The 23,691-nt window shown below is 61.6% G+C and carries 15 protein-coding genes; 7 read left to right on the top strand and 8 right to left on the bottom strand.

From position 1 onward, the window contains the following. Positions 1-11: 11 nt before the first annotated feature. Entirely contained in the window at positions 12-1,223 is a 1,212-nt protein-coding gene (locus tag ACOYXI_RS00535; RefSeq protein WP_461674115.1) for a CmpA/NrtA family ABC transporter substrate-binding protein, read from the bottom strand. A gap of 223 nt (positions 1,224-1,446) precedes the next feature. Here ACOYXI_RS00535 and ACOYXI_RS00540 point away from each other — a divergent pair, with 223 nt between their 5' ends. Then, the gene (locus tag ACOYXI_RS00540; RefSeq protein ID WP_123587775.1) at positions 1,447-2,466 is read left to right on the top strand and encodes a quinone-dependent dihydroorotate dehydrogenase; all 1,020 of its coding nucleotides are present in this window, start codon (positions 1,447-1,449) and stop codon (positions 2,464-2,466) included. 240 nt (positions 2,467-2,706) lie between these two features. Here ACOYXI_RS00540 and rmf read toward each other — a convergent pair whose 3' ends face one another. Next, entirely contained in the window at positions 2,707-2,922 is a 216-nt protein-coding gene (rmf, locus tag ACOYXI_RS00545) for a ribosome modulation factor (protein WP_003223300.1), read from the bottom strand. Between the two features lie 532 nt (positions 2,923-3,454). On the opposite strand from rmf, the gene rlmKL reads away from it, so the two are divergent. Together rlmKL and ACOYXI_RS00555 are read left to right on the top strand one after the other, a co-directional pair. Beyond that, positions 3,455-5,725 (top strand): bifunctional 23S rRNA (guanine(2069)-N(7))-methyltransferase RlmK/23S rRNA (guanine(2445)-N(2))-methyltransferase RlmL, encoded by a 2,271-nt coding sequence (gene rlmKL, locus ACOYXI_RS00550; protein WP_097087615.1) that lies wholly within the window; start codon positions 3,455-3,457, stop codon positions 5,723-5,725. 149 nt (positions 5,726-5,874) lie between these two features. Further along, positions 5,875-8,262 (top strand): sensor domain-containing diguanylate cyclase, encoded by a 2,388-nt coding sequence (locus ACOYXI_RS00555; protein WP_461674116.1) that lies wholly within the window; start codon positions 5,875-5,877, stop codon positions 8,260-8,262. A gap of 125 nt (positions 8,263-8,387) precedes the next feature. Here ACOYXI_RS00555 and dacB read toward each other — a convergent pair whose 3' ends face one another. Further along, positions 8,388-9,848, bottom strand: a complete 1,461-nt coding sequence (gene dacB / locus ACOYXI_RS00560) for a D-alanyl-D-alanine carboxypeptidase/D-alanyl-D-alanine endopeptidase (RefSeq protein ID WP_086794912.1) — start codon at positions 9,846-9,848, stop codon at positions 8,388-8,390. Positions 9,849-10,082: 234 nt separating this feature from the next. On the opposite strand from dacB, the gene ACOYXI_RS00565 reads away from it, so the two are divergent. After that, the gene (locus ACOYXI_RS00565; protein WP_134785858.1) at positions 10,083-10,427 is read left to right on the top strand and encodes a YggL family protein; all 345 of its coding nucleotides are present in this window, start codon (positions 10,083-10,085) and stop codon (positions 10,425-10,427) included. Between the two features lie 37 nt (positions 10,428-10,464). On the opposite strand, the gene ACOYXI_RS00570 is transcribed toward ACOYXI_RS00565, so the two are convergent. Beyond that, entirely contained in the window at positions 10,465-11,661 is a 1,197-nt protein-coding gene (locus ACOYXI_RS00570) for a benzoate/H(+) symporter BenE family transporter (RefSeq protein ID WP_461674117.1), read from the bottom strand. A 357-nt stretch (positions 11,662-12,018) separates the two neighbouring features. On the opposite strand from ACOYXI_RS00570, the gene ACOYXI_RS00575 reads away from it, so the two are divergent. Beyond that, entirely contained in the window at positions 12,019-12,783 is a 765-nt protein-coding gene (locus ACOYXI_RS00575; protein WP_027613276.1) for a GntR family transcriptional regulator, read from the top strand. A 185-nt stretch (positions 12,784-12,968) separates the two neighbouring features. Here ACOYXI_RS00575 and guaD read toward each other — a convergent pair whose 3' ends face one another. The 4 genes from guaD to xdhA all read right to left on the bottom strand — a co-directional run bounded on the left by guaD (position 12,969) and on the right by xdhA (position 19,130). Beyond that, positions 12,969-14,273: a guanine deaminase gene (gene guaD / locus ACOYXI_RS00580; protein ID WP_041067772.1), complete on the bottom strand. Its 1,305-nt coding sequence runs from the start codon at positions 14,271-14,273 to the stop codon at positions 12,969-12,971. Positions 14,274-14,286: 13 nt separating this feature from the next. Then, positions 14,287-15,144, bottom strand: a complete 858-nt coding sequence (xdhC, locus tag ACOYXI_RS00585; RefSeq protein WP_461674118.1) for a xanthine dehydrogenase accessory protein XdhC — start codon at positions 15,142-15,144, stop codon at positions 14,287-14,289. A 139-nt stretch (positions 15,145-15,283) separates the two neighbouring features. Continuing rightward, a complete protein-coding gene (gene xdhB, locus ACOYXI_RS00590; RefSeq protein WP_461674119.1) occupies positions 15,284-17,683 on the bottom strand; it encodes a xanthine dehydrogenase molybdopterin binding subunit in 2,400 nt (799 codons plus the stop codon). Beyond that, positions 17,676-19,130: a xanthine dehydrogenase small subunit gene (gene xdhA / locus ACOYXI_RS00595; protein ID WP_461674120.1), complete on the bottom strand. Its 1,455-nt coding sequence runs from the start codon at positions 19,128-19,130 to the stop codon at positions 17,676-17,678. The genes xdhB and xdhA overlap by 8 nt, the downstream gene beginning before the upstream one ends. 267 nt (positions 19,131-19,397) lie before the next feature. Between xdhA and ACOYXI_RS00600 the strand changes: the two genes are divergently transcribed. Together ACOYXI_RS00600 and smc are read left to right on the top strand one after the other, a co-directional pair. Beyond that, on the top strand, positions 19,398-20,057 hold the full coding sequence (locus ACOYXI_RS00600) for a GntR family transcriptional regulator (protein WP_134785863.1): 660 nt from the start codon (positions 19,398-19,400) through the stop codon (positions 20,055-20,057). 2 nt (positions 20,058-20,059) lie between these two features. After that, a complete protein-coding gene (smc, locus tag ACOYXI_RS00605; protein WP_461674121.1) occupies positions 20,060-23,548 on the top strand; it encodes a chromosome segregation protein SMC in 3,489 nt (1,162 codons plus the stop codon). The last annotated feature ends 143 nt before the right edge of the window (positions 23,549-23,691 follow it).

Below are 23,691 nucleotides of genomic sequence, written 5' to 3' on the forward strand. Positions count from 1 at the left end.
GCGGCCTCCTGTCAGCGGCGGGCGAGCAGAGGAGCGGCGTCGCTCAGGGCGTGCAGCTTGAAACTGCGGGCGTAACCAGCCGGATCGCTGCCGTCCCAGACTTTGCCATCGAGCAACTGGCTACTGCGCATTTCCTTGCCCCACGCGGCGACACCGACGGCGGTGGCCGCTTCGCGATAGATATCCAATTGTTGGACCTGGCGGGCCACCGCGAGGTAGTCGGGATCCTCGCGTAACAGGCCCCAACGGCGGAATTGGGTCATGAACCACATGCCGTCGGACAGGTACGGCAGATTCACCTCGCCGTTGCCGTGAAAGCGCAAGGCGTGCGGGTCCTGCCAGCGATTGCCGAGGCCATCGGCGTAGTCCCCGAGAAAACGCGGTTCGATGCAGGGCAGCGGGGCGTCGAGGTATTCCGGGGCGCTCAGCAGCTGCGCGGTGCTGCGGCGGTTTTCCGGGTTTTGCTCGATGAAGCGGCTGGCCTCGAGGATTGCCATCACCAGCGCCCGTGCGGTGTTGGGGTATTGCTCGACGAACGCGCGGGTGCAGCCAAGGACTTTTTCCGGGTGGTCAGGCCAGATGCTCTGGCTGGTAGCGAGGGTGAACCCCAGATCCTGTTGCACGGCGCTGGCCGCCCACGGCTCACCGACGCAGAAGCCATCGATACGCCCGGCTTGCAGGTGAGCGACCATTTGCGGCGGCGGCACCACCACGCTGTCGACGTCCTGCAACGGATGAATGCCCTGACTCGCCAGCCAGTAATACAGCCACATCGCATGGGTGCCGGTGGGAAAGGTCTGGGCGAAGGTCAGTTTTGCGCGGGTTTGGTGCGCCTGCCGATCCAGCGCTTCAGGACTGGTCACGCCCAGTTGCTGCAACCCGTGGGACAGGTTGAGACTCTGGCCGTTCTGGTTCAGCCCCATCAGCACCGCCATGTCGCTCGGGGCGACGCCGCCGATGCCCAGGTGCACCGCGTAAATCAGCCCGTACAGGCTGTGGGCCACATCCAGTTCGCCGCTGACCAGTTTGTCGCGCAAGGTCGCCCAGGACGCCTGGCGCTTGAGGTTGATCGTCAGGCCGTAGGGCTGGGCAAAGCCCTGTGTTGCGGCCACGACCACCGAGGCGCAATCGCTCAGGGCCATGAAGCCGAGGTTGATCACACGCTTTTCCGGGGCATCACTGCCGTTGACCCAGGCCAGCGGCCCTACGGACGAATCACTCATATAAAGCCACCTTCAAAAAAAACGCCGTCCCAGGCTTTGCCCAGGCAAAACCTCCGAACGACGCCATTGTTCGTGCCCGCACGCCGCCATTGGCCTGTGGGCTGATACCCCTGAAAGTGCAAGGCATATGCCAGTCAGGCTGATTTACCTGTGTGCCTCGCGCCGGGGGACGTTGCCCGGCTATAATCGCCGCCTCTTTTCGCCGCCCGAGTCATCGCCGCCCATGTACACCCTGGCCCGTCAGCTGTTGTTCAAACTTTCCCCGGAAACCTCCCACGATCTGTCGCTGGATCTGATCGGCGCGGGTGGGCGTTTGGGCCTCAACGGCATGCTGTGCAAGAAGCCGGCGAATGTGCCGGTGACGGTCATGGGCCTGGACTTCCCGAACCCGGTGGGTCTGGCGGCCGGTCTGGACAAGAACGGCGCGGCCATCGACGGTTTCTCGCAACTGGGTTTCGGTTTCGTCGAAATCGGCACCGTGACCCCGCGTCCGCAGCCGGGCAACCCGAAACCACGGATCTTCCGTCTGCCGGAAGCCGAGGCGATCATCAATCGCATGGGCTTCAACAACCTCGGTGTGGATAACCTGCTGGCGCGGGTCGCGGCGGCCAAATACAAGGGCGTGCTGGGGATCAACATCGGCAAGAACTTCGACACTCCGGTCGAGCGCGCGGTGGACGACTATCTGATTTGCCTGGACAAGGTGTATGCCCACGCCAGCTATGTCACGGTCAACGTCAGCTCGCCGAACACCCCGGGCCTGCGCAGCCTGCAGTTCGGTGATTCGCTCAAGCAGTTGCTGGCGGATCTGGCCACGCGCCGCGCCGAACTGGCCCTGCGCCACGGCAAGCACGTACCGCTGGCGATCAAGATCGCTCCGGACATGACCGACGAAGAAACGGCGCAGGTGGCTCAGGCACTGATCGAAACCGGAATGGACGCAGTGATCGCCACCAACACCACCCTGAGTCGTGTCGGCGTCGAAGGCATGGAGCACGGTGACGAGGCGGGTGGTCTGTCCGGCGCTCCGGTGCGTGACAAGAGCACGCATACCGTGAAGGTGTTGGCGGCTGAGCTGGGTGGTCGGTTGCCGATCATCGCGGCGGGTGGCATCACTGAGGGCAAGCATGCGGCGCAGAAGATCACCGCGGGTGCGAGCCTGGTGCAGATTTACTCGGGCTTCATCTATAAGGGCCCAGCGCTGATTCGCGAATCGGTAGACGCGATCGCCGCCTTGCGCTGATCCCATTGTGGGAGCGGGCTTGCTCGCGAAAGCGCTGTTTCAGTCAACATTTGCGGTGGCCGACACGACGCTTTCGCGAGCAAGCCCGCTCCCACAGGTTATGTGTGCAGTTCAAATGATTTGCGGGCATAAAAAAGGGCTCCTCGAAGGAGCCCCTGGGCCGTAGCCCGCCGTCCGGGAAGGACGTGCATGGTAAGTCGCTAAAAATTCAGATTGTCGTGTTGCAATAAGTGCCCTGTGTCAGCCGACGGCGTGAAGTTCGTTGAGTCTGTGGATCCCCGCAGTGCCGGTCATACCGTCCCAGTTGTCGCCGCGTCCTTCTCGCCAGCCGTTGATCCAGGCTTGGCGTACCGACGGTAGAGTAAATGGGCAAAGCTCGCGGGATTTGCCACCAACGCCATATTGATATCCGCGCAAAAATGCTCTTTCCAACGGATCACGCTTAAGTCTTCTCATAGGGTGTTTCCCTCACTTGTTGACTGTTTTCGTCGCGTTGACCTCAACCGAGGTCTGGCAGAAAAAACTCTGCCGTTGGGCGGCTCGCTGCCGGCGTGGCGAGCCAAGGTGTTGACGCCGTTGCGACGTCAACCTGTGGTCAGTTCTAACCAATGAGTCACACCGAGGGAATGATCGTTTTGTCATAAGGACGTAACGAAAATAGTGCTACAGCCATAAGTAACGACGGGTTTCATGAACGTTTTTTCAGCAAACCCCGGTATGATCGGCCCCGCACTGGATGATGGGGTTAATCCTTTAGTGAGAATGACCCACGTTTACGCTGGGGTAATATTCGACGAAGGGTTGCTTTGAGTCATTTTGTTTCATCAACTTTAATACCTGTCCTTGCATCTAAGCTCTTTTAACCCGAGCAGCGGGGATGGAACGGCACACCTTCGTGCCACGCGGGCGCTCTTTTAGAAAAGCGCCTGATTGAAAACCGGATCGGCAATGCGTTGTCGATTCACTAGCCAAAGGCTCTGGAAATACCATGTCCGACCGTTTCGAACTCTTCCTCACTTGCCCCAAAGGCCTTGAAGGCCTGCTCATCGAGGAAGCCGTCGGGCTTGGCCTTGAAGACGCCCGCGAGCACACCTCCGCCGTGCGTGGCATGGCGACCATGGAAACCGCTTATCGCCTGTGCCTGTGGTCGCGTCTGGCCAACCGGGTGCTGCTGGTGCTCAAGCGCTTCCCGATGAAGGATGCCGAAGACCTGTACCACGGCGTGCTTGACGTCGAGTGGCAGGATCACATGCTCGCCGACGGCACCCTGGCCGTTGAATTCAGCGGCCACGGCTCGGGCATCGACAACACCCACTTCGGTGCGCTGAAAGTCAAAGACGCCATCGTCGACAAACTGCGTACCCCGCAAGGCGACCGTCCGTCGATCGACAAGCTCAACCCGGATCTGCGCATTCACCTGCGCCTGGATCGCGGTGAAGCGATCCTGTCCCTCGACCTTTCCGGCCACAGCCTGCACCAGCGCGGCTACCGCCTGCAGCAGGGCGCGGCACCGCTGAAGGAAAACCTCGCGGCAGCGATTCTGATCCGTTCCGGCTGGCCGCGCATTGCGGCCGAAGGCGGCGCGCTGGCTGACCCGATGTGCGGTGTCGGTACGTTCCTCGTCGAAGCCGGGATGATCGCCGCCGACATGGCGCCGAACCTGCGCCGCGAGCAGTGGGGCTTTACCGCATGGCTCGGCCACGTTCCGGCGCTGTGGAAAAAACTCCATGAAGAAGCGGTCGAACGCGCCGCTGCCGGCCTGGCCAAGCCGCCGCTGTGGATTCGCGGTTACGAAGCCGACCCGCGGCTGATTCAGCCGGGCCGCAATAACGTCGAGCGCGCCGGTCTGAGCGAGTGGATCAAGATCTATCAGGGCGAAGTCGCGACCTTCGAGCCGCGTCCGGATCAGAACCAGAAAGGTCTGGTGATCTGCAACCCGCCGTACGGCGAGCGTCTGGGCGACGAAGCCAGCCTGCTTTACCTCTATCAGAACCTTGGCGAGCGCCTGCGACAGGCCTGCCTGAACTGGGAAGCGGCGGTATTCACCGGCGCGCCGGATCTGGGCAAGCGCATGGGCATTCGCAGCCACAAACAGTATTCGTTCTGGAACGGCGCGCTGCCGTGCAAGTTGTTGTTGATCAAGGTGCTGCCGGACCAGTTCGTCACCGGCGAGCGGCGTACTCCGGAACAGCGTCAGGCCGAGCGTGAGCAAGCAGCCTACGATCAGACCCCGAACGAGCCGCAAGAGCGCAAGTTCAACAAGAACGGCAACCCGATCAAACCGACGCCAGCCCCGGCGCCAGTGGTCGAGCAGCCGCGCCTGAGCGAAGGCGGGCAGATGTTTGCCAACCGCCTGCAGAAAAACCTCAAGGCGATGAGCAAGTGGGTCAAGCGCGAAGGCATCGACTGCTACCGCGTCTACGATGCCGACATGCCGGAATACGCCATGGCCATCGACCTGTACCACGACTGGGTGCACGTGCAGGAATACGCCGCGCCGAAGTCGATCGATCCGGAAAAGGCCTCGGCGCGCATGTTCGATGCCCTGGCGGCGATCCCGCAGGCGCTGAACGTCGACAAGAGCCGCGTGGTGGTCAAACGCCGCGAGCGGCAGAGCGGCACCAAGCAATACGAGCGTCAGGCGGCGCAAGGCAAGTTCAATGAGGTCAGCGAAGGCGGCGTCAAGCTGCTGGTGAACCTCACTGACTACCTCGACACCGGGCTGTTCCTCGACCACCGGCCAATGCGTATGCGCATTCAGAAAGAGGCCGCCGGCAAGCGCTTCCTCAATCTGTTCTGCTACACCGCGACCGCCAGTGTGCACGCGGCCAAGGGCGGTGCGCGCAGCACCACCAGCGTCGACCTGTCGAAGACTTACCTCGACTGGGCGCGGCGCAACCTGTCGCTGAACGGCTTCTCCGACAAGAACCGTCTGGAGCAGGGCGACGTGATGGCGTGGCTGGAAAGCAGCCGCGACGAGTACGACCTGATCTTCATCGACCCGCCGACCTTCTCTAACTCCAAGCGCATGGAAGGTATCTTCGACGTGCAGCGTGATCAGGTGCAGTTGATCGACCTGGCCATGGCACGTCTGGCGCCGGGTGGCGTGCTGTATTTCTCCAACAACTTCCGCAAGTTCCAGCTGGAGGAGAACCTGGCCGAACGTTACGCGGTCGAGGAAATCAGCGCGCAGACCATCGATCCGGATTTTGCGCGTAACACCAAGATCCACCGCGCCTGGAAAATCACGGCTCGTTGACGCTTGGGCGGGTTGGATCCACAGAGCCTTGATTTTTAAAGGCTCTTGGATCCGATCAGCGCTAGCCAAATTAATGGCTAATAGCTATAACTCAACTCATGGCCAATGGGGTTTTCCCCCCCGAAACAATGGCGTCGTGAGTTGCCCCTATGTCGTTGCACCCCGTGCGCCCAAAGATTCTGGGTTTTATCAGCGAAGACGTCTCGGCCTGGCTGGTCGCGCTGCTGGTATTGCTCGCCGGCGGGATTCTCACGGGGCTGCTCGCCTGGGCCACCCTCAATCAGTTTCACCATCAACTGCGCCAACGCTTCCAGCTGCTGGCCAATGAGCGTTACAGCCGCATCGAAGAACGTTTCCAGGATCAGGAACAGCGTCTCGACGGCCTGCGCCGTTTCTTCGCCAACTCCGATTCGGTCTCACGCAACGAATTCGACGGCTATGCCAAACCGCTTCTATTACGCACCCAGGCCTATTCCTATGCGCCGCGGGTCAGCCGTGCCGAACGCCCGGCGGTCGAACAGGCCGTGCGTAACGAAGGCTTCAGTACGTTCACTTTTCGTGAACTGAACGCTGACGATCAGTTGCAGACCGCCGCTGATCGCCCCGAATACGTACCGGTGATCTACACCCAGAGCCTCAGTCGCTTGCCCACGCCGCTGGGTTACGACTTGCTGGCGCAACCGCTGCGCCGGGCGACGCTGGAACGCGCCGACCGCACCGGGCACATGGTGGTGTCGCAGCCATTGCATCTGGTGGGGATTGATCCGGCGTATGCCCGGGGCGTCTTGCTGCTGGCGCCGGTCACCCGTGAAGGGGCGCTGAAAGGGCCGCCGCAAGGCTATGTGATGGCGGTGATCAGCATGCAGCAGTTGCTGGCCGACGGACTGCCGGAGGAGCACCAGGATTTCCTCAATGTCCGCATTCTCGACCTGTCCACCGATGAACAGCATGAAGTGCTCTACGAGTCCGCCAACCAGGCCGGGGCCAGTGATCTGTCCGCCACACGTCTGTTGCGCATGGCCGACCATGACTATCAAGTGGATATGCAGCCCAGCGAAGCGTTTCTGCAGGCCAACCATTCGTCAATCAGCAGCCTGGTGGTGCTGGGGGCGCTGCTGAGTCTGTTGCTCAGCGCACTGCTTTACGTGCTGGTCAGTCAACGCCAGCGCGCCTTGCGCATGGTCGAACTGCGCACGCAGGAACTGCACGCCCGCGAGCAGGAATTGCGCGGCACCCACGGTCAGTTGCGTGGCGTGCTGAATGCCGCAACCCAGGTGGCAATCATCGCCACCGACCTGCGCGGGGTGATCAACACCTTCAACCCCGGCGCCGAACAGATGCTCGGCTACAGCAGCGCTGATGTGGTCGGCCACATGACTCTGGAGAACCTGCATCTGCCGCGAGAGCTGGCCGCGCGTTCGGCGGAGTTGAGTGCGCGTTACGGCAAGAGCATTCCGACCTGCCACGCGATGCTGGTCGAGGGCGGCGAGGTCGGCGGTCATGAGGCGCGCGAATGGACGCTGGTGCGCAGCGACGGCAGTCATCTGCCGGTGAACATGCTTGCCACCCCGGTGCTCGATGAGCAGGGTTTGTGGGTCGGGCATCTGGCGATCTGCATCGACATCACCGAGCGCAAGCGCGTGCACGAAGCGCTGGCGGCGCGCGATGTATTGCTGAAAAAGCTCAGCGCCCACGTGCCCGGCGGCATCTACCAATTCAAGATGGAGTTCGACGGGCGCTTCAGCGTGATCTACGCCAGCGATGGCATCCGCGAGATCTACGAGCTGGAGCCGGACGTGCTGCTGCTCAATGCCGAGGCGATTTTCACCCGCATCCATCCACAAGACGTCTCGCGAGTGCGCAGCTCGATCCGTGCTTCGGCAGACAGCCTCAGCCCATGGCGCGAGGAATACCGTGTGCAGTTGCCCGAGCGCGGCCTGCGCTGGGTGCGCGGCGAGGCAACGCCGGAAGAGCTGCCGGGCGGCGGCGTGCTGTGGCACGGCTACATCTCGGACATTTCCGACTTGAAACGGGTGGAAGAGGAATTGCGGGCGCTGTCGGTCACCGACTCGCTGACCGGCATCCACAACCGCCGCTACTTCCAGGAACGCCTGACCACCGAAATGGCCCGGGTCGAGCGCGGCGGCGGTGAGCTGTCGGTGATCATGCTCGACATCGACCACTTCAAACGCATCAACGACCAGTACGGCCATGCCGTGGGCGATCGGGTGCTGCAGGCGGTGTGCGAGCGCATCGGCCATCGTTTACGGCGGACTGATGTGTTCTGTCGTCTCGGTGGTGAAGAGTTCATGGTGCTGTGCCCGGACATCGACGGCGAGCATGCGTACATGCTGGCGGTGGAGTTGTGGCAAGGCCTGCGCAGTGCGCCGGTGGATGTGGTCGGGGTGGTGACGGCCAGTTTCGGCATCGCCAGCTGGCGCCCGGGGGAGGGCGCGGATGCGCTGCTGCTGCGCGCGGATTCGGGGGTGTATGCGGCGAAGCAGGGCGGGCGCGATCGGGTCGAGCAGATGAGCTGAGCCTTGGCACGATCTACCTGTGGGAGCGGGCTTGCTCGCGAAAGCGGTGTGTCAGCCAGCAAAAATACTGACTGATCTGACGCCTTCGCGAGCAAGCCCGCTCCCACATGAGAGCGGCTGTGTTTTTACAGGGCCGAAGCGGTCTGCGGCAGGCGCGGCTGCTTGTACAGATCCAGCAGCACCTGATCCAGCACCGACGACGCGCCGAACGGGGCCTTGTCGTTGAGGATCGCCACCACCGCCCAGGTGTTGCCGTTGACGTCGCGGCTGAAGCCGGCGATGGCGCGCACGGTGTTCAGGGTGCCGGTCTTGACGTGGGCCTCGCCGCGCATCGCGGTGGTCTTCAGGCGTTTGCGCATGGTGCCGTCGGTGCCGGCAATCGGCAGCGAGCTGATGTACTCGGCGGCGTACGGGCTGTGCCAGGCGGCTTGCAGCATGTTGGCCATCTCGCGGGCGCTGACGCGTTCGGCGCGCGACAGCCCGGAGCCGTTCTCCATCACCAGGTGCGGCGCGGTGATACCTTTCTTCGCCAGCCACTGGCGGACTACGCGTTGTGCGGCCTTGGCGTCGTCACCGTCGGCTTCGTTGCGGTACTTCTGACCGAGGCTCAGGAACAGCTGCTGAGCCATGGTGTTGTTACTGTATTTGTTGATGTCGCGGATGATTTCCGCCAGATCCGGCGAGTAGGCGCGGGCCAGCAGCTTGGCGCTGCTCGGGGTCGCGGCGAGGCGATCCTTGCCCTGGATGCTGCCGCCCAGTTCCTTCCAGATCGCACGCACGGCACCGGCGGTGTAGGTCGCGTGGTCGAGCAGCGACAAATAAGTCTGCGAGCTGCAGCCATCTCCCAATTGACCGGCGACGGTCACGGTCACGCTGCCGTCAGGCTGGGTCACCGGGTTGTAGCGCACACCACCGGTGCACTGCTTGGAGTTGAGCGCCTTGACCGTATTTTCGATACGCACGCTGGCAATCGGCGGCTCCACCGAGATCAGCACCCGGCCCCCGTCATTGCGCGCGACGAAGCGCAGGGCCTTGAGGTTGACCAGCAGCGAGTCCGGTTTGACCAGGAACGGCTTGTTCTCGTCATTGCCGTCGTCGTTGAACTCGGGCAGTTGCGGCTGGATGAAGAAGCTGCGGTCGAGGATCAGGTCGCCGGTGACCTGGGTCACGCCGTTGGCGCGGAGGTCGCGCATCAGCAGCCAGAGTTTTTCCATGTTCAGCTTCGGATCGCCGCCGCCCTTGAGGTACAGGTTGCCGTTGAGAATGCCGCCACTGAGGTCGCCGTCGGTGTAGAACTCGGTTTTCCACTGATGGTTGGGGCCGAGCATTTCCAGCGAGGCGTAGGTGGTGACCAGTTTCATGGTCGAGGCCGGGTTGACCGAGACGTCGGCGTTGTACACGGTCGGATTGCCCGGGCCGTCGAGCGGAATCATCACCAGCGACAGTGCAGTCGGCTGCAGCTTGCTGGCCTTGAGGGCTTTTTCGACGTTAGGGGTGAGGGCGGTATTGATAGTGGCAGCGGCAACCGGCAGGGCCAGGGGCAGAAGAAGGCCGGCAAGAAAGAGAGGACGCAACGATTTGATCATATGAAATAAAACCCTGCAGAAGAGGGGAAAAATAACGAGGGCATGGATGAAAAAGCCCTCAGTGGTCATGAAAGTGTCGGCATTATGCCCCAAGGTGTAACAGCTTGTGCCTTGCCCGGGGCGGCCATTTCGTTATTTTTTTACAGGCGGTCGGCCACCGTACCCAGAGAGTCGGGCAATTGACCGCTTAAACTGGTAAAGTGCCGGCCGTTATTACTTAAGAGGATTGTTCCAATGGCGACTAACCGTTCCCAGCGTCTGCGCAAAAAACTGTGCGTTGATGAATTCCAAGAGCTGGGTTTCGAACTGAACCTGGACTTCAAAGAAGACTTGTCCGAAGAAGCCATTGACGCTTTCCTCGAAGCATTCATCAAAGAAGCCATGGAAGCCAACGGTCTGGGTTATGTTGGCGGCGATGACTTCGGTCTGGTTTGCCTGCAGAAGCGTGGCTCGGTCAACGAAGAGCAGCGCGCTGCCGTTGAAGCCTGGCTGAAAAACCGTAGCGAACTGACCAGCATGACCGTCAGCCCGCTGCTGGACGTCTGGTATCCGGAAAAGCCGATCAACGCGGCTAAGTGATACTGAAAAAAACGGCGACCTGAGGGTCGCCGTTTTTTTATGCCTGGGCTTTACGCCAATTCAAAATCAGTAACGTCAAAACCCCCGCGACAATCCCCCAGAACGCCGAGCCGATGGAAAACAGCGTCAACCCCGACGCCGTGACCATAAAGGTGATCAGCGCCGCCTCGCGTTCCTTCACTTCGCTCATGGCAATGCTCAGGCCGTTGATGATCGAACCGAACAGCGCCAGCGCGGCAATCGACAGCACCAGTTCTTTTGGCAACGCGGCAAACAGCGCCGCCAACGTAGCGCCGAATACGCCGGCAATCCCGTAAAAAATCCCGCACCAGACGGCGGCGGTGTAGCGTTTGTTGCGATCCTCATGGGCGTGCGGCCCGGTACAGATCGCCGCGCTGATCGCCGCGAGGTTGATGCCGTGGGAGCCGAATGGCGCCAGCAACAGCGAGGCGATGCCGGTGCTGGTGATCAGTGGCGAGGCGGGCACGTTGTAGCCGTCGGCGCGCAGTACGGCGATGCCGGGCATGTTCTGCGAAGTCATCGCCACCACGAACAACGGAATGCCGATGCTGATGGTTGCGGCCAGCGAGAAGTGCGGCGTGGTCCAGACTGGCGTCGCCAGTTCCAGGTGGAAACCGCTGAAATCCAGCAGGCCCATGAAGCCCGACAGCGCGGTGCCGATCAGTAGCGCAGCCAGTACCGCGTAACGCGGTGACAGGCGTTTGACCAGCAGATAAGTGAAGAACATCCCCAGCACCAGCCCGGTGCGGTGTTGCGCGGCGACGAAGATTTCGCTGCCGATCTTGAACAGAATCCCCGCCAGCAACGCTGCCGCCAGCGACGCCGGGATCTTCTTCACCAAGCGTTCGAAGCTGCCGGTCAGGCCGCAAATGGTCACCAGCACCGCGCAGGTGATGTAGGCGCCAATGGCCTCGCCGTAGCTGACGCCGCCCAGGCTGGTGATCAGCAGGGCTGCACCGGGGGTCGACCAGGCGATGGTGATCGGTGTGCGATAGCGCAGCGACAAGCCGATCGAACACACCGCCATGCCGATCGAGATCGCCCAGATCCACGAGGAAATCTGTCCGCTGCTCAGGCCCGCCGCTTGCCCGGCCTGGAACATCAGCACCAGCGAACTGGTGTAGCCGGTCATCATTGCAATGAACCCGGCAACGATCGCTGAGGGCGAAGTGTCGGCGAGGGGGCGCAGGCGCGTGTAGGTGGCGTCGTTCATGACGGCGGTGTTCCTTATACAGATGGAGATGTCGTAGCAACGCTGAACCCTGTGGGAGCGGGCTTGCTCGCGAAAGCGCTGGGCCAGTAAAGGCAGATGTCGCCTGACACACCGCCTTCGCGAGCAAGCCCGCTCCCACAGGAGAGTTGTGTTCTGGCAGCGGATTCTGCGATCAAGCCTAAACTCAATCGTAACGGATCGTTGCAATACAGCCGTGGTCACAAACAGCCGTACAGTCGTGTTGCCACCATCCATTGTGTACAATCGCGCTGTTTTTTACGCGATACTTGCCAGCGACCTACTGTGCCGTATTACAGTCACGGTCTATTCGCCGCAGTTCTCCCGACTCGAGTGCCCATGAACGAACAGTTGCAACCCCTCAAGAAACAACCGCGAGCAGGCAAAGCCGGCCGCAGCGGAACCCAGGACGATATTGTCTACGCGCATATCTTCGAGGCCATCCTCGAACAGCGTCTGGCGCCCGGCACAAAATTGAGCGAAGAAGCGCTGGGGGAAATCTTCGGGGTCAGCCGCACCATCATTCGCCGCGCGCTGTCGCGTCTGGCCCATGAAGGCGTGGTGCTGTTGCGGCCGAACCGTGGCGCGGTCGTCGCCAGCCCGAGCGTTGAAGAAGCGCGTCAGGTGTTCATGGCCCGCCGTCTGGTGGAGCGCGCGATCACCGAACTGGCCGTGCAGCACGCCACCGCCGAGCAGATCGCCGAACTGCGTCAGATGGTCAACGACGAGCGCGACAGTTTCTCCCGTGGCGATCGCGGCGCCGGTATCCGTCTGTCGGGCGAATTCCATCTGAAACTGGCCGAAGCGGCGAAGAACGCGCCACTGATCAGCTTCCAGCGCAGTCTGGTCTCGCAGACCTCGCTGATCATCGCCCAGTATGAAAGCGGCAACCGCTCGCATTGCTCCTACGACGAGCACACTCAGTTGATCGACGCCATCGAAGCGCGCAACGGTGAGCTGGCAGTGGACCTGATGATGCATCACATGGATCACATCGACAGCAAGCTCAACCTCGATGAGGAGAGTGCGTCGGATGATTTGCATGCGGTGTTCTCGCATCTGTTGCAGACCAAAAAAACTGGGCGCCCGGCGGCCAAGCTTTGAGCTGACACCGAGTCGCGGCCTTCGCGAGCAAGCCCGCTCCCACATTGGATCTTCAGTGAATATAAAATTTGGCATCGACTGAGATCCCCTGTGGGAGCGGGCTTGCTCGCGAATACGGTCTGACAGGCAACAAAAATCCCCCGGGGCTAACACCACCGGGGGATTTTTTTATGCCTCGGGAAAACTCAGCGCTGATGCACCAAAGCCCCCGCCGCATAAGTCTGCTGCACCGTGCGGTCATCGCCCAGTGTCATCAGCACAAACAACGTTTCAGCAATGTTGTTAGCCTGTTTCAGGCGATAGCTGAGCAGTGGCGTGGCGTTGTAGTCCAGCACCAGGAAGTCGGCGTCTGAACCCGGTTGCAGGTTGCCGATCTTGTCTTCCAGACGCAGTGCCCGCGCACCGCCCAGCGTCGCCAAGTACAGCGACTTGAACGGACTCAACCGCGCGCCCTGCAGCTGCATGACTTTGTAGGCTTCGTTCAGCGTTTGCAGCAGCGAGAAACTGGTGCCGCCGCCGACGTCAGTGCCGAGACCGACGTTGAGCTTGTGCTTCTCGGCCATCGGCAGATTGAACAAACCACTGCCGAGGAAGAAGTTCGAGGTCGGGCAGAACGAGATCGCCGAGCCGGTTTCCGCCAGTCGCGCGCATTCGTCGTCGCACAGGTGCACGCCGTGGGCGAACACCGAGCGCTCGCCGAGCAGTTGGTAGTGATCGTAAACGTCGAGGTAACCCTTGCGCTCCGGGAACAGTTCCTTGACCCACTCGATTTCCTTGAGGTTTTCGCTGATGTGGGTCTGCATGTACAGATCCGGGTATTCGGTCAACAGTTGGCCGGCGAGGGTCAGTTGCTCCGGGGTGCTGGTCGGGGCGAAGCGCGGGGTGACCGCGTAGTGCAGGCGGCCCTTGCCATGCCAGCGTTCGATCAGCGCCTTGCTCTCGACGTAGCTCGATTCGGCGGTGTCGGTCAGGTAGTCCGGGGCGTTGCGGTCCATCATCACCTTGCCGGCGATCATCCGCAGGTCGAGCTTCTCGGCGGCCTCGAAGAACGAGTTCACCGATTGCGGGTGCACGCTGCCGAATACCAGCGCGGTGGTGGTGCCGTTGCGCAGCAGCTCCTTGATGAAGATATCGGCCACGTCGTCGGCGTGGGCCTTGTCACCGAACTGGCTTTCGCACGGGAAGGTGTAGGTGTTGAGCCAGTCCAGCAGTTGCTCGCCGTAGGCGCCGACCATGCCGGTTTGCGGCAGGTGGATGTGGGTGTCGATGAAGCCCGGGGTGATCAGCGCGTCCTGATAGTGGGTGATCTCGATGTCCGCCGGCAGGGTCGGCAGCAATTCACTGGCGTGGCCGAGGGCGCTGATCTTGCCGCCATCGACCACCAGCAGGCCGTCCTCGAAATATTCGTAGGAGGCTTCGATCCCGACTTCGGCGGGGTCGGCGATGCTGTGCAGGATGGCGGCGCGGTAGGCTTTGCGAGTCAGAGGCATGAGGGTTCTCTAATCAGTTTGAGGCTTTGAGTTTGGCGGCCTGACTGCGCCGGGAAACCGGCAGCAGTTTGGCAATCGGTTCGGCGCTGGCGCTGTGCTGGCCGAAATTGGCGTTATAGGTGGCGATGATTTCGCCGGCGATGGAGATGGCGATTTCCACAGGCAGTTTGCCTTTGACGTCGCCGATGCCCATCGGGCAGCGCATGCGTTGCACGACGCCGCTGTCGAAACCGCGATCACGCAGGCGATGTTCGAACTTGGCCCGTTTGGTCTTCGAACCGATCAGGCCGAAGTAGGCGAAGTCGTTGCGCTTGAGGATCGCGGCAGTGAGTTCCAGGTCGAGCTGATGGTTGTGGGTCATGACGATGCAGTAGCTGCCGGCGGGCAGGTCGTCGATTTCATCCACAGGCTCTTCGGCGACGATTTTACGCACGCCGTGGGGGATCTGTTCGGGGAATTCCTCTTCCCGCGAATCGATCCAGCGCACCCGGCACGGCAGGCTGGCGAGCAACGGTACCAGCGCACGGCCGACGTGCCCGGCGCCGAACACCGCGATCTGCGCCTGCACCTGGCCCATCGGTTCGAAGAGCAACACGGTGGCGCCACCGCAGCACTGGCCGAGGCTGGCGCCGAGGCTGAAGCGCTCCAGATGGGTGTCCTGCTTGCCGCTGGCGAGCATCTCGCGGGCGATCTGCATGGCTTTGTATTCCAGATGCCCGCCACCGATGGTGTCGAAGGTCTGTTTCGCGCTGACGACCATCTTCGAGCCGGCGTTGCGCGGGGTCGAGCCGAGTTCTTCAATGATCGTCACCAGAACACAGGGTTCGCCCTGGTTCTGCAGGTCGGCGAGGGCGTCGATCCAGTTGTACATAGTTCACCCCTACAACATCGTTGTCTGTTCGGGCCTATTCGCGAGCAAGCCCGCTCCCACATTGGATTTGCACAAGTCCAACAGTCAGCACATATCCCTGTGGGAGCGAGCTTGCTCGCGAATGGCCGCACCTCGGTCCCTAGAGCGGAGCCAACTCGGTTTCAGCTTCGACCGCTTTCACCGTCTTGAGCTGGCGCATCTGCTCACAGCCCCACAACACCCGCTCCGGGGTCGCCGGCGCATCGATCTGCGGCTGATGCTTATAGTCACCGAGGCTCGCCACCGCGTCCTTGATCGCGCACCACGCGGCAATCCCGAGCATGAACGGCGGCTCACCCACAGCCTTGGAATGGAACACCGTGTCTTCCGGGTTCTTGCGGTTCTCCACCAGCTTCACCCGCAGGTCCAGCGGCATGTCCGCCACGGCCGGGATCTTGTAGCTGGCCGGGCCGTTGGTCATCAGCTTGCCCTTGTTGTTCCAGACCAGCTCTTCCATGGTCAGCCAGCCCATGCCCTGGACGAAACCGCCCTCGACCTGACCGATGTCGATCGCCGGGTTCAACGAGGCGCCGACGTCGTGGAGGATGTCGGTACGGAGCATCTTGTACTCGCCGGTCAGGGTGTCGACGATCACTTCGCAGCACGCCGCGCCGAAGGCGAAGTAGTAGAACGGCCGACCACGGGCCTGGCTGCGGTCGTAGTAGATTTTTGGGGTCTTGTAAAAGCCGGTGCTCGACAGCGAGACCTGATTGAAATACGCCAGTTGAATCAGCGCCTCGAAGGTCATGATGTGGTCACGCACGCGCACATGGCCGTTGTGGAATTCCACGTCTTCTTCGCTGACCTTGTAGTGCCGCGCGGCGAATTCCACCAGACGCTGCTTGATGATCTCGGCGGCGTTCTGCGCGGCCTTGCCGTTGAGGTCAGCGCCGCTGGAGGCCGCAGTCGGCGAGGTGTTCGGCACTTTGTCGGTGTTGGTCGCGGTGATCTGCACCCGATCCATTTCCACCTGGAACACTTCGGCCACCACCTGCGCGACTTTGGTGTTGAGGCCCTGGCCCATTTCCGTGCCGCCGTGGTTCAGGTGGATGCTGCCGTCGGTGTAGACGTGGATCAGCGCGCCGGCCTGGTTGAGGAAACTGGCGGTGAAGGAGATGCCGAATTTCACCGGGGTCAGCGCCAGGCCTTTTTTCAGGATCGGGCTGTTGGCGTTGTAGCGGCGGATCGCTTCGCGGCGCTCGGCGTACTGGCTGCTTTCTTCCAGTTCAGCGGTCATTTCCTCGAGCATGTTGTGCTCGACGGTCTGGTAGTAGTGGGTGACGTTGCGCTCGGTCTTGCCGTAGTAGTTGGCCTTGCGTACCGCCAGCGGATCGAGGTTGAGGTGACGGGCAATCGCGTCCATCACTTCTTCGATGGCGACCATCCCTTGCGGGCCGCCGAAACCACGGTAGGCAGTGTTCGACGCGGTGTTGGTCTTGCAGCGGTGACCATTGATGGTCGCGTCCCCAAGGTAGTACGAGTTGTCCGAGTGGAACATCGCCCGGTCAACGATCGACGCCGACAGATCCGGCGAACAGCCGCAGTTGCCGGCCAGGTCCATGTTGATCCCGTGCAGACGCCCGCTGCTGTCGAAGCCAACGTCGTACTCGACATAGAACGGGTGGCGCTTGCCGGTCATCAGCATGTCTTCGACCCGTGGCAGGCGCATCTTGGTCGGCTGGCCGGTGAGGTGCGCGATCACCGCGCACAGGCACGCCGGGCTGGCGGCCTGGGTTTCCTTGCCGCCGAAACCACCGCCCATGCGGCGCATGTCGACGACGATCTTGTTCATCGACACGTCGAGCACTTCTGCCACCAGTTTCTGCACTTCGGTGGGGTTCTGCGTCGAGCAGTAGACGATCATGCCGCCGTCTTCGGTGGGCATTACCGAGGAGATCTGGGTTTCCAGATAAAAGTGTTCCTGGCCGCCGATGTGCAGCGTGCCCTGAATGCGGTGTTCGGCGGTGGCCAGGGCCGAAGCCGAATCGCCGCGCTGATGGGTGTGGCTGTCGAGCACGAAGTGGCGTTTGCGCAGGGCTTCGACCACATCCAGCACCGGCTCGAGATCTTCGTACTCGATGATCGCCGCCATCGCCGCTTTGCGTGCGGTTTCCAGGTCTTTCGCCGCCACGGCCAGTACCGGTTGCCCGACGAACTGCACGTCATCGATGGCCAGCAGCGGATCGCCCGGCAGCAACGGGCCGATGTCTTTCAGGCCCGGCACGTCTTCGTGGGTGATCGCAATGCGCACGCCTTCGAAGGCGTAGCAGGGCTTGGTGTCGATGCTGATGATTTTCGCGTGGGCGCGGTCCGACAGCCGTGCGTACACGTGCAGTTGATTGGGAAATTCCAGACGATCATCGATGTACTGCGCTTCACCGGACACATGCTTGGCGGCGCTGTCGTGCTTGACGCTGCGGCCGACACCGGTGGTCAGGTCCTTGGCAAACAGTTCCGCCAATTCGGCTTGGGTCTTCTCTACGGCGTGATGGTTAGACATAAGCGGTCACCCGAGTCTCGATGTGCGGTGTTTGCAGTTCGATGAAGTATTTGCGCAGCAGGTTCTGCGCACTGAGCAGGCGATATTCCTTGCTGGCGCGGAAGTCCGAGAGCGGCGTGAAGTCTTCGGCCAGTGCGGCGCAGGCGCGTTCGATCACGGCGTTGTTGAACGGCTGACCGAGCAGCACGGCTTCGCAATGGGCGGCGCGTTTCGGGATCGCGGCCATGCCGCCGAATGCCATGCGCGCATCGCTGATCACGCCGTTTTCCACGCGCAGATTGAATGCGGCGCAGACGGCGGAGATGTCATCGTCCAGACGCTTGGAGACTTTGTAGGCGCGAAAGCGCTGCTCGGCCGTGGCACGCGGGACGATGATCTTCTCGATGAACTCGCTTTCCTGACGGGCGGTGACCTTGTAGTCGATGAAGTAATCTTCCAGGTTCAGCGTGCGCCGGGTTTCGCCTTTGCACAGCACCACTTGCGCGCCGAGGGCGATCAGCAGCGGTGGCGAGTCACCGATCGGCGAGGCGTTGCCGATGTTGCCGCCGAGGGTGCCCTGGTTGCGGATCTGCAGCGAGGCGAAGCGGTGCAGCAGTTCGCCGAAGTCCGGGTATTCGGCGGTCAGCGCTTCGTAGCAGTCGGAGAGGGCGGTGGCGGCACCGATTTCGATGCGGTCGTCGAAGGTTTCGATGCGCTTCATTTCGGCGACGTTGCCGACGTAGATCATCACCGGCAGGGTGCGATGGAACTGGGTGACTTCCAGCGCCAGATCGGTGCCGCCGGCCAGCAGCCGCGCTTGTGGGTAAGCGTCATACAGATCGGCCAGATCGGCGACGGTCAGCGGCACCAGGCAACGCTTGTCGCCACTATTGAGTTCACCGATATCGGTCGGGGCGATGGCTTTGAGGCGGGCGATGGTCTCGGCTTCGCGGGCGTCGAACTGGTCCGGTTGCTTGCCACAGCAGGATTGCTCGGCGGCGGCGAGGATCGGCCGGTAGCCGGTGCAGCGGCAGAGGTTGCCGGCCAGCGCTTCGTGCGCCTTGGCCGGATCCGGTGCATCGCTGTTCTTTTGCAGGGCGAACAGCGACATGACGAAGCCGGGGGTGCAGAAGCCGCACTGCGAGCCGTGGCACTCGACCATGGCTTTCTGCACGCTGTGCAGTTCGCCCTGGTGCTTGAGGTCTTCGACGCTGATCAGTTGTTTGCCGTGCAGCGACGACACAAAGGTCAGGCACGAGTTGAGGCTGCGATAGCGAATGTGTTCGCGGCCGGCGTCATCCGTTTGCAACTCGCCGACCACTACGGTGCAGGCGCCACAGTCGCCGCTGGCGCAGCCTTCTTTGGTGCCGGATTTGCCCACGTGTTCGCGCAGGTAATTGAGCACGGTCAGATTCGGGTCCAGGGCGTGCTCGCTACGGAGTTCCTGGTTAAGTAAAAACTGGATCACGGAAGGCCTCGCAGACTCATTATTGTTGTTAACCGACTTCAACCGAATTTAGCAGGTCTGACTTTTCGGTCAATGGTTTTCTGACTTAAAGGTCAGGAAAAACGGTTTTGTCGATTAACGCGTGCTCTATTGAGTATTGACCCTGAGCGGATCCACTGCCTTTTTGCTTGAATCGTGCCAAAAAGCGCCGTGCGGGCACTCCGCCATGCACCTGCATTTGCGCTACACTGCGCCGCTTGTGCAGATCGAAGAGTTTGAAGGACAACCATGACGTTCAAGGCGCCGGACAGCCTCGCCGAGCAAATTGCTCACCACCTCGCCGAACGCATCATTCGCGGCGAAATGAAGCCGGGAGAGCGCATTCAGGAACAGAAGGTCACGCTGGCCCTCAATGTCAGCCGCGGATCGGTCCGCGAAGCCCTGCTGATCCTCGAACGCCGTCACCTGATCGCGATCCTGCCGCGACGTGGCGCCCATGTCACCGAACTCACCGCGCACAAGGTGCAGAGCCTGTGCACGCTGATGAGCGAGCTGTACATCCTGCTCGGCAATGCGGTCGCCAATGGCTGGCAGATCCAGGCCGACATGGCGCCGTTCGTGCAGATCCAGCAGCGCCTGACCGCCAGCTACGAGCGTCAGGACATCCGCACCTTCGTCGACGACAGCTTCGCCGTGATGCGCGCTGCGTACCCGTTTGCCAACAACCCGTACCTGCAAGAGACCGTCGAGAACCTGCAGCCGGCCATGAGCCGTGCCTATTTCCTCGCCCTCGAACAGCGCAAGGCCGAAATGAGCGAGTTTCTCGAACTGTTCGAACGCCTGCTGGCCGCTGTGCTCGCCCGTGATTTGCCGCAGATCCGCATCGTGCTGACGGCTTACGCCCAGCGCAGCTGCGATCTGGTGGTCTCCGCCCTGACGGTTGCCTGAGCGTGCGGCTGAAGTGCATCAAACTGGCGGGGTTCAAGTCCTTCGTCGACCCGACCACGGTGAACTTCCCCAGTAACATGGCGGCGGTCGTCGGGCCGAACGGTTGCGGCAAGTCGAACATCATCGACGCCGTACGCTGGGTGATGGGCGAGAGTTCGGCGAAGAACCTGCGTGGTGAGTCGATGACCGACGTCATCTTCAACGGCTCGACCAGCCGCAAACCGGTGAGCCAGGCGAGCATCGAGCTGGTGTTCGACAACTCCGCCGGCACGCTGTTGGGCGAATACGCGGCTTACGCGGAGATTTCCATCCGTCGTAAGGTGACCCGCGACAGCCAGACGACTTATTACCTCAACGGCACCAAATGCCGTCGTCGCGACATTACCGATATCTTCCTCGGCACCGGTCTGGGCCCGCGCAGCTACTCGATCATTGAGCAGGGGATGATCTCCAAGCTGATCGAGTCCAAGCCTGAAGACTTGCGCAACTTCATCGAAGAAGCGGCAGGCATCTCCAAGTACAAGGAGCGCCGGCGCGAGACCGAAAACCGCATCCGCCGCACCCACGAAAACCTTGCGCGTCTGACCGACCTGCGTGAAGAGCTTGAGCGTCAGCTCGAACGTTTGCACCGGCAGGCCGAGTCCGCCAAGAAGTATCAGGAATACAAAAACGAAGAGCGCCAGCTCAAGGCGCAACTGTCGGCCCTGCGCTGGCAGGATCTGAACGATCAGGTCGGCCAGCGCGAGTCGATCATCGGCACCCAGGAAGTCAGTTTCGAAGCGCTGGTTGCCGAGCAGCGCAATGCCGATGCCGCCATCGAGCGCCTGCGCGACGGGCACCACGAACTGTCCGAGCGCTTCAATCTGGTGCAGGGCCGCTTCTATTCGGTCGGCGGCGACATCGCCCGGGTCGAGCAGAGCATCCAGCACGGTCAGCAGCGCTTGCGCCAGTTGCAGGACGATCTGAAAGAAGCCGAGCGCGCGCGTCTGGAAACCGAATCGCACCTGGGCCACGACCGCACGCTGCTGCTGACCCTCGGCGAAGAGCTGGACATGCTCACCCCCGAGCAGGAAGTCACCAGCGCCGCTGCCGAAGAAGCCGCCGCTGCGCTGGAAGATTCCGAAAGCGTCATGCACGGCTGGCAGGAGCAGTGGGACACTTTCAACCTGACCGCTGCCGAACCACGGCGCCAGGCCGAAGTGCAGCAGTCGCGGATCCAGCAGCTGGAAACCAGCATGGAGCGTCTGGCCGATCGGCAAAAGCGTCTCGCCGAAGAGCGCGATCTGCTTTCCGCCGACCCGGAAGACGCGGCGATCATGGCGCTCAACGAGCAGCTCGCCGAATCCGAAGCGACCCTCGAAGATTTGCAGACCAGCGAAGAAGCGCAGGTCGAAAAACTGGAACAACTGCGTCAGGAATTGCAGCAGGCACTGACCGCGCAGCAGCAGGCGCAGGGCGATTTGCAGCGCCTCAACGGGCGACTGGCGTCGCTGGAAGCCTTGCAGCAAGCCGCGCTCGACCCGGGCACCGGCACCGCCGAATGGCTGAAGGAACACAACCTCGCCGAACGGCCGCGTCTCGCCGAAGGCTTGAAGGTCGAGGCCGGTTGGGAGCTGGCGGTGGAAACCGTGCTCGGCGCCGATCTGCAAGCGGTGCTGGTGGACGACTTCAACGGCTTCGATCTGTCCGGTTTCACCCAAGGCGATCTGCGCCTGCTCAGCCCCGCCAGCGATGGTGTGCGAGTGGCGGGCAGCCTGCTGGATAAAGTCGAGGCGCAGATCGATCTGTCGCCGTGGCTCGGCCAGGTCAAACCGGTCGACAGCCTTGAACAGGCGTTGGCCCTGCGCGGCCAGTTGAGTGCCGGGCAGAGCCTGATCAGTCGCGACGGTTACTGGGTTGGTCGACACTTCCTGCGGGTGCGTCGCGCCAGTGAAGCCGAGAGCGGCATGCTTGCCCGTGGCCAGGAAATCGAGACGCTGCAGGTCGAACGCGAAGAGCGCGAAGCCACGGTCGAAGCCATGGAAACCCGTCTGCAAACCCTGCGGGCGCAACAGCGGCAGCAGGAAAACGGCCGCGAACACTTGCGCCGTTTGCTGCAGGACGAAGCCCGCTCCCAAGGTGAATTGAAAGCCCAGTTGTCCGCCGGTAAAGCCAAGGCTGAACAGCTGACGCTGCGCCGCACCCGACTCGATGAGGAGCTGATCGAACTCGGCGAGCAACGCGAACTGGAACACGAGCAGATCGGCGAAGCGCGCATGCAATTGCAGGAAGCGCTCGACGCCATGGCGCTGGATACCGAGCAGCGCGAGTTGCTGCTGGCTCAGCGTGACAGCCTGCGAGAACGCCTTGATCGCGTGCGCCAGGAAGCCCGCCAGCACAAGGATCACGCCCATCAACTGGCGGTGCGTCTCGGCTCGTTGCGCGCGCAGCACGATTCCACGCGTCAGGCGTTGGAACGTCTGGAGATGCAGGCCGAGCGCCTGACCGAAAAACGCGAACAGTTGAGTCTGAATCTGGAGGAGGGCGAGGCACCGCTGGAAGAGCTGCGCCTGAAACTCGAAGAGCTGCTCGACAAACGCATGACCGTCGACGAAGAACTGAAGACTGCGCAGATTGCGCTGGAAGACGCCGACCGCGAATTGCGCGAGGCGGAAAAGCGCCGGACCCAGGCCGAGCAGCAATCGCAACTGATCCGTGGCCAGCTCGAACAGCAGCGCATGGAATGGCAAGCGCTGACCGTGCGGCGCAAGGCGTTGCAGGATCAATTGCTCGAAGACGGCTACGATCTCAATGGCGTGCTCGCGACGTTGACCCCCGAGGCCAGTGAACGCGCCGCCGAAGAAGAACTCGAACGGATCAATGCGCGGATTCAGCGCCTGGGTGCGATCAACCTCGCGGCCATCGACGAATACACGCAACAATCCGAGCGTAAACGTTATCTGGATGCGCAGGACGCCGATCTGGTCGAAGCATTGGAGACCCTGGAAAACGTCATTCGCAAGATCGACAAGGAAACCCGTAACCGCTTCAAGGATACCTTTGATCAGATCAATGGCGGATTACAGGCGCTTTTCCCGAAAGTTTTCGGTGGTGGCAGCGCGTATTTGGAACTGACGGGCGAAGATCTACTCGATACAGGGGTGACGATCATGGCGCGGCCGCCAGGAAAGAAGAACAGCACCATCCATTTGCTCTCTGGCGGGGAAAAAGCCCTGACCGCACTGGCACTGGTTTTTGCGATCTTCAAATTGAATCCGGCGCCGTTCTGCATGCTCGATGAAGTTGACGCGCCACTGGATGACGCTAACGTTGGACGCTACGCACGATTGGTTAAAGAGATGTCGCAGACCGTGCAGTTCATCTATATCACCCACAACAAGATCGCCATGGAAATGGCCGATCAACTGATGGGTGTGACGATGCACGAGCCGGGTTGTTCGCGACTGGTTGCAGTGGATGTCGAGGAGGCGATGGCGATGGTGGACGCCTGAGTCAGCGTGGTGTCGGAAGGGTATGAGTAGTCTGTAGGACTTTTTTACCGACTTCGACTTGCTGGCCAATCGACATATTCGCGCAAGCCAATGTGACAGACGGTGTAAAGTTGTCTTTGGTCGTGCTAGTTTAATGTCAATTT

Source organism: Pseudomonas sp. G3-19 (assembly GCF_054855875.1).

What these genes read in the sequence shown, in the direction of transcription:
- ACOYXI_RS00535 (WP_461674115.1), bottom strand. Translation starts at nt 1,223, where the DNA reads ATGAGTGATTCGTCCGTAGGGCCGCTGGCCTGGGTCAACGGCAGTGAT.
- ACOYXI_RS00540 (WP_123587775.1), top strand. Translation starts at nt 1,447, where the DNA reads ATGTACACCCTGGCCCGTCAGCTGTTGTTCAAACTTTCCCCGGAAACC.
- rmf (WP_003223300.1), bottom strand. Translation starts at nt 2,922, where the DNA reads ATGAGAAGACTTAAGCGTGATCCGTTGGAAAGAGCATTTTTGCGCGGA.
- rlmKL (WP_097087615.1), top strand. Translation starts at nt 3,455, where the DNA reads ATGTCCGACCGTTTCGAACTCTTCCTCACTTGCCCCAAAGGCCTTGAA.
- ACOYXI_RS00555 (WP_461674116.1), top strand. Translation starts at nt 5,875, where the DNA reads ATGTCGTTGCACCCCGTGCGCCCAAAGATTCTGGGTTTTATCAGCGAA.
- dacB (WP_086794912.1), bottom strand. Translation starts at nt 9,848, where the DNA reads ATGATCAAATCGTTGCGTCCTCTCTTTCTTGCCGGCCTTCTTCTGCCC.
- ACOYXI_RS00565 (WP_134785858.1), top strand. Translation starts at nt 10,083, where the DNA reads ATGGCGACTAACCGTTCCCAGCGTCTGCGCAAAAAACTGTGCGTTGAT.
- ACOYXI_RS00570 (WP_461674117.1), bottom strand. Translation starts at nt 11,661, where the DNA reads ATGAACGACGCCACCTACACGCGCCTGCGCCCCCTCGCCGACACTTCG.
- ACOYXI_RS00575 (WP_027613276.1), top strand. Translation starts at nt 12,019, where the DNA reads ATGAACGAACAGTTGCAACCCCTCAAGAAACAACCGCGAGCAGGCAAA.
- guaD (WP_041067772.1), bottom strand. Translation starts at nt 14,273, where the DNA reads ATGCCTCTGACTCGCAAAGCCTACCGCGCCGCCATCCTGCACAGCATC.
- xdhC (WP_461674118.1), bottom strand. Translation starts at nt 15,144, where the DNA reads ATGTACAACTGGATCGACGCCCTCGCCGACCTGCAGAACCAGGGCGAA.
- xdhB (WP_461674119.1), bottom strand. Translation starts at nt 17,683, where the DNA reads ATGTCTAACCATCACGCCGTAGAGAAGACCCAAGCCGAATTGGCGGAA.
- ACOYXI_RS00600 (WP_134785863.1), top strand. Translation starts at nt 19,398, where the DNA reads ATGACGTTCAAGGCGCCGGACAGCCTCGCCGAGCAAATTGCTCACCAC.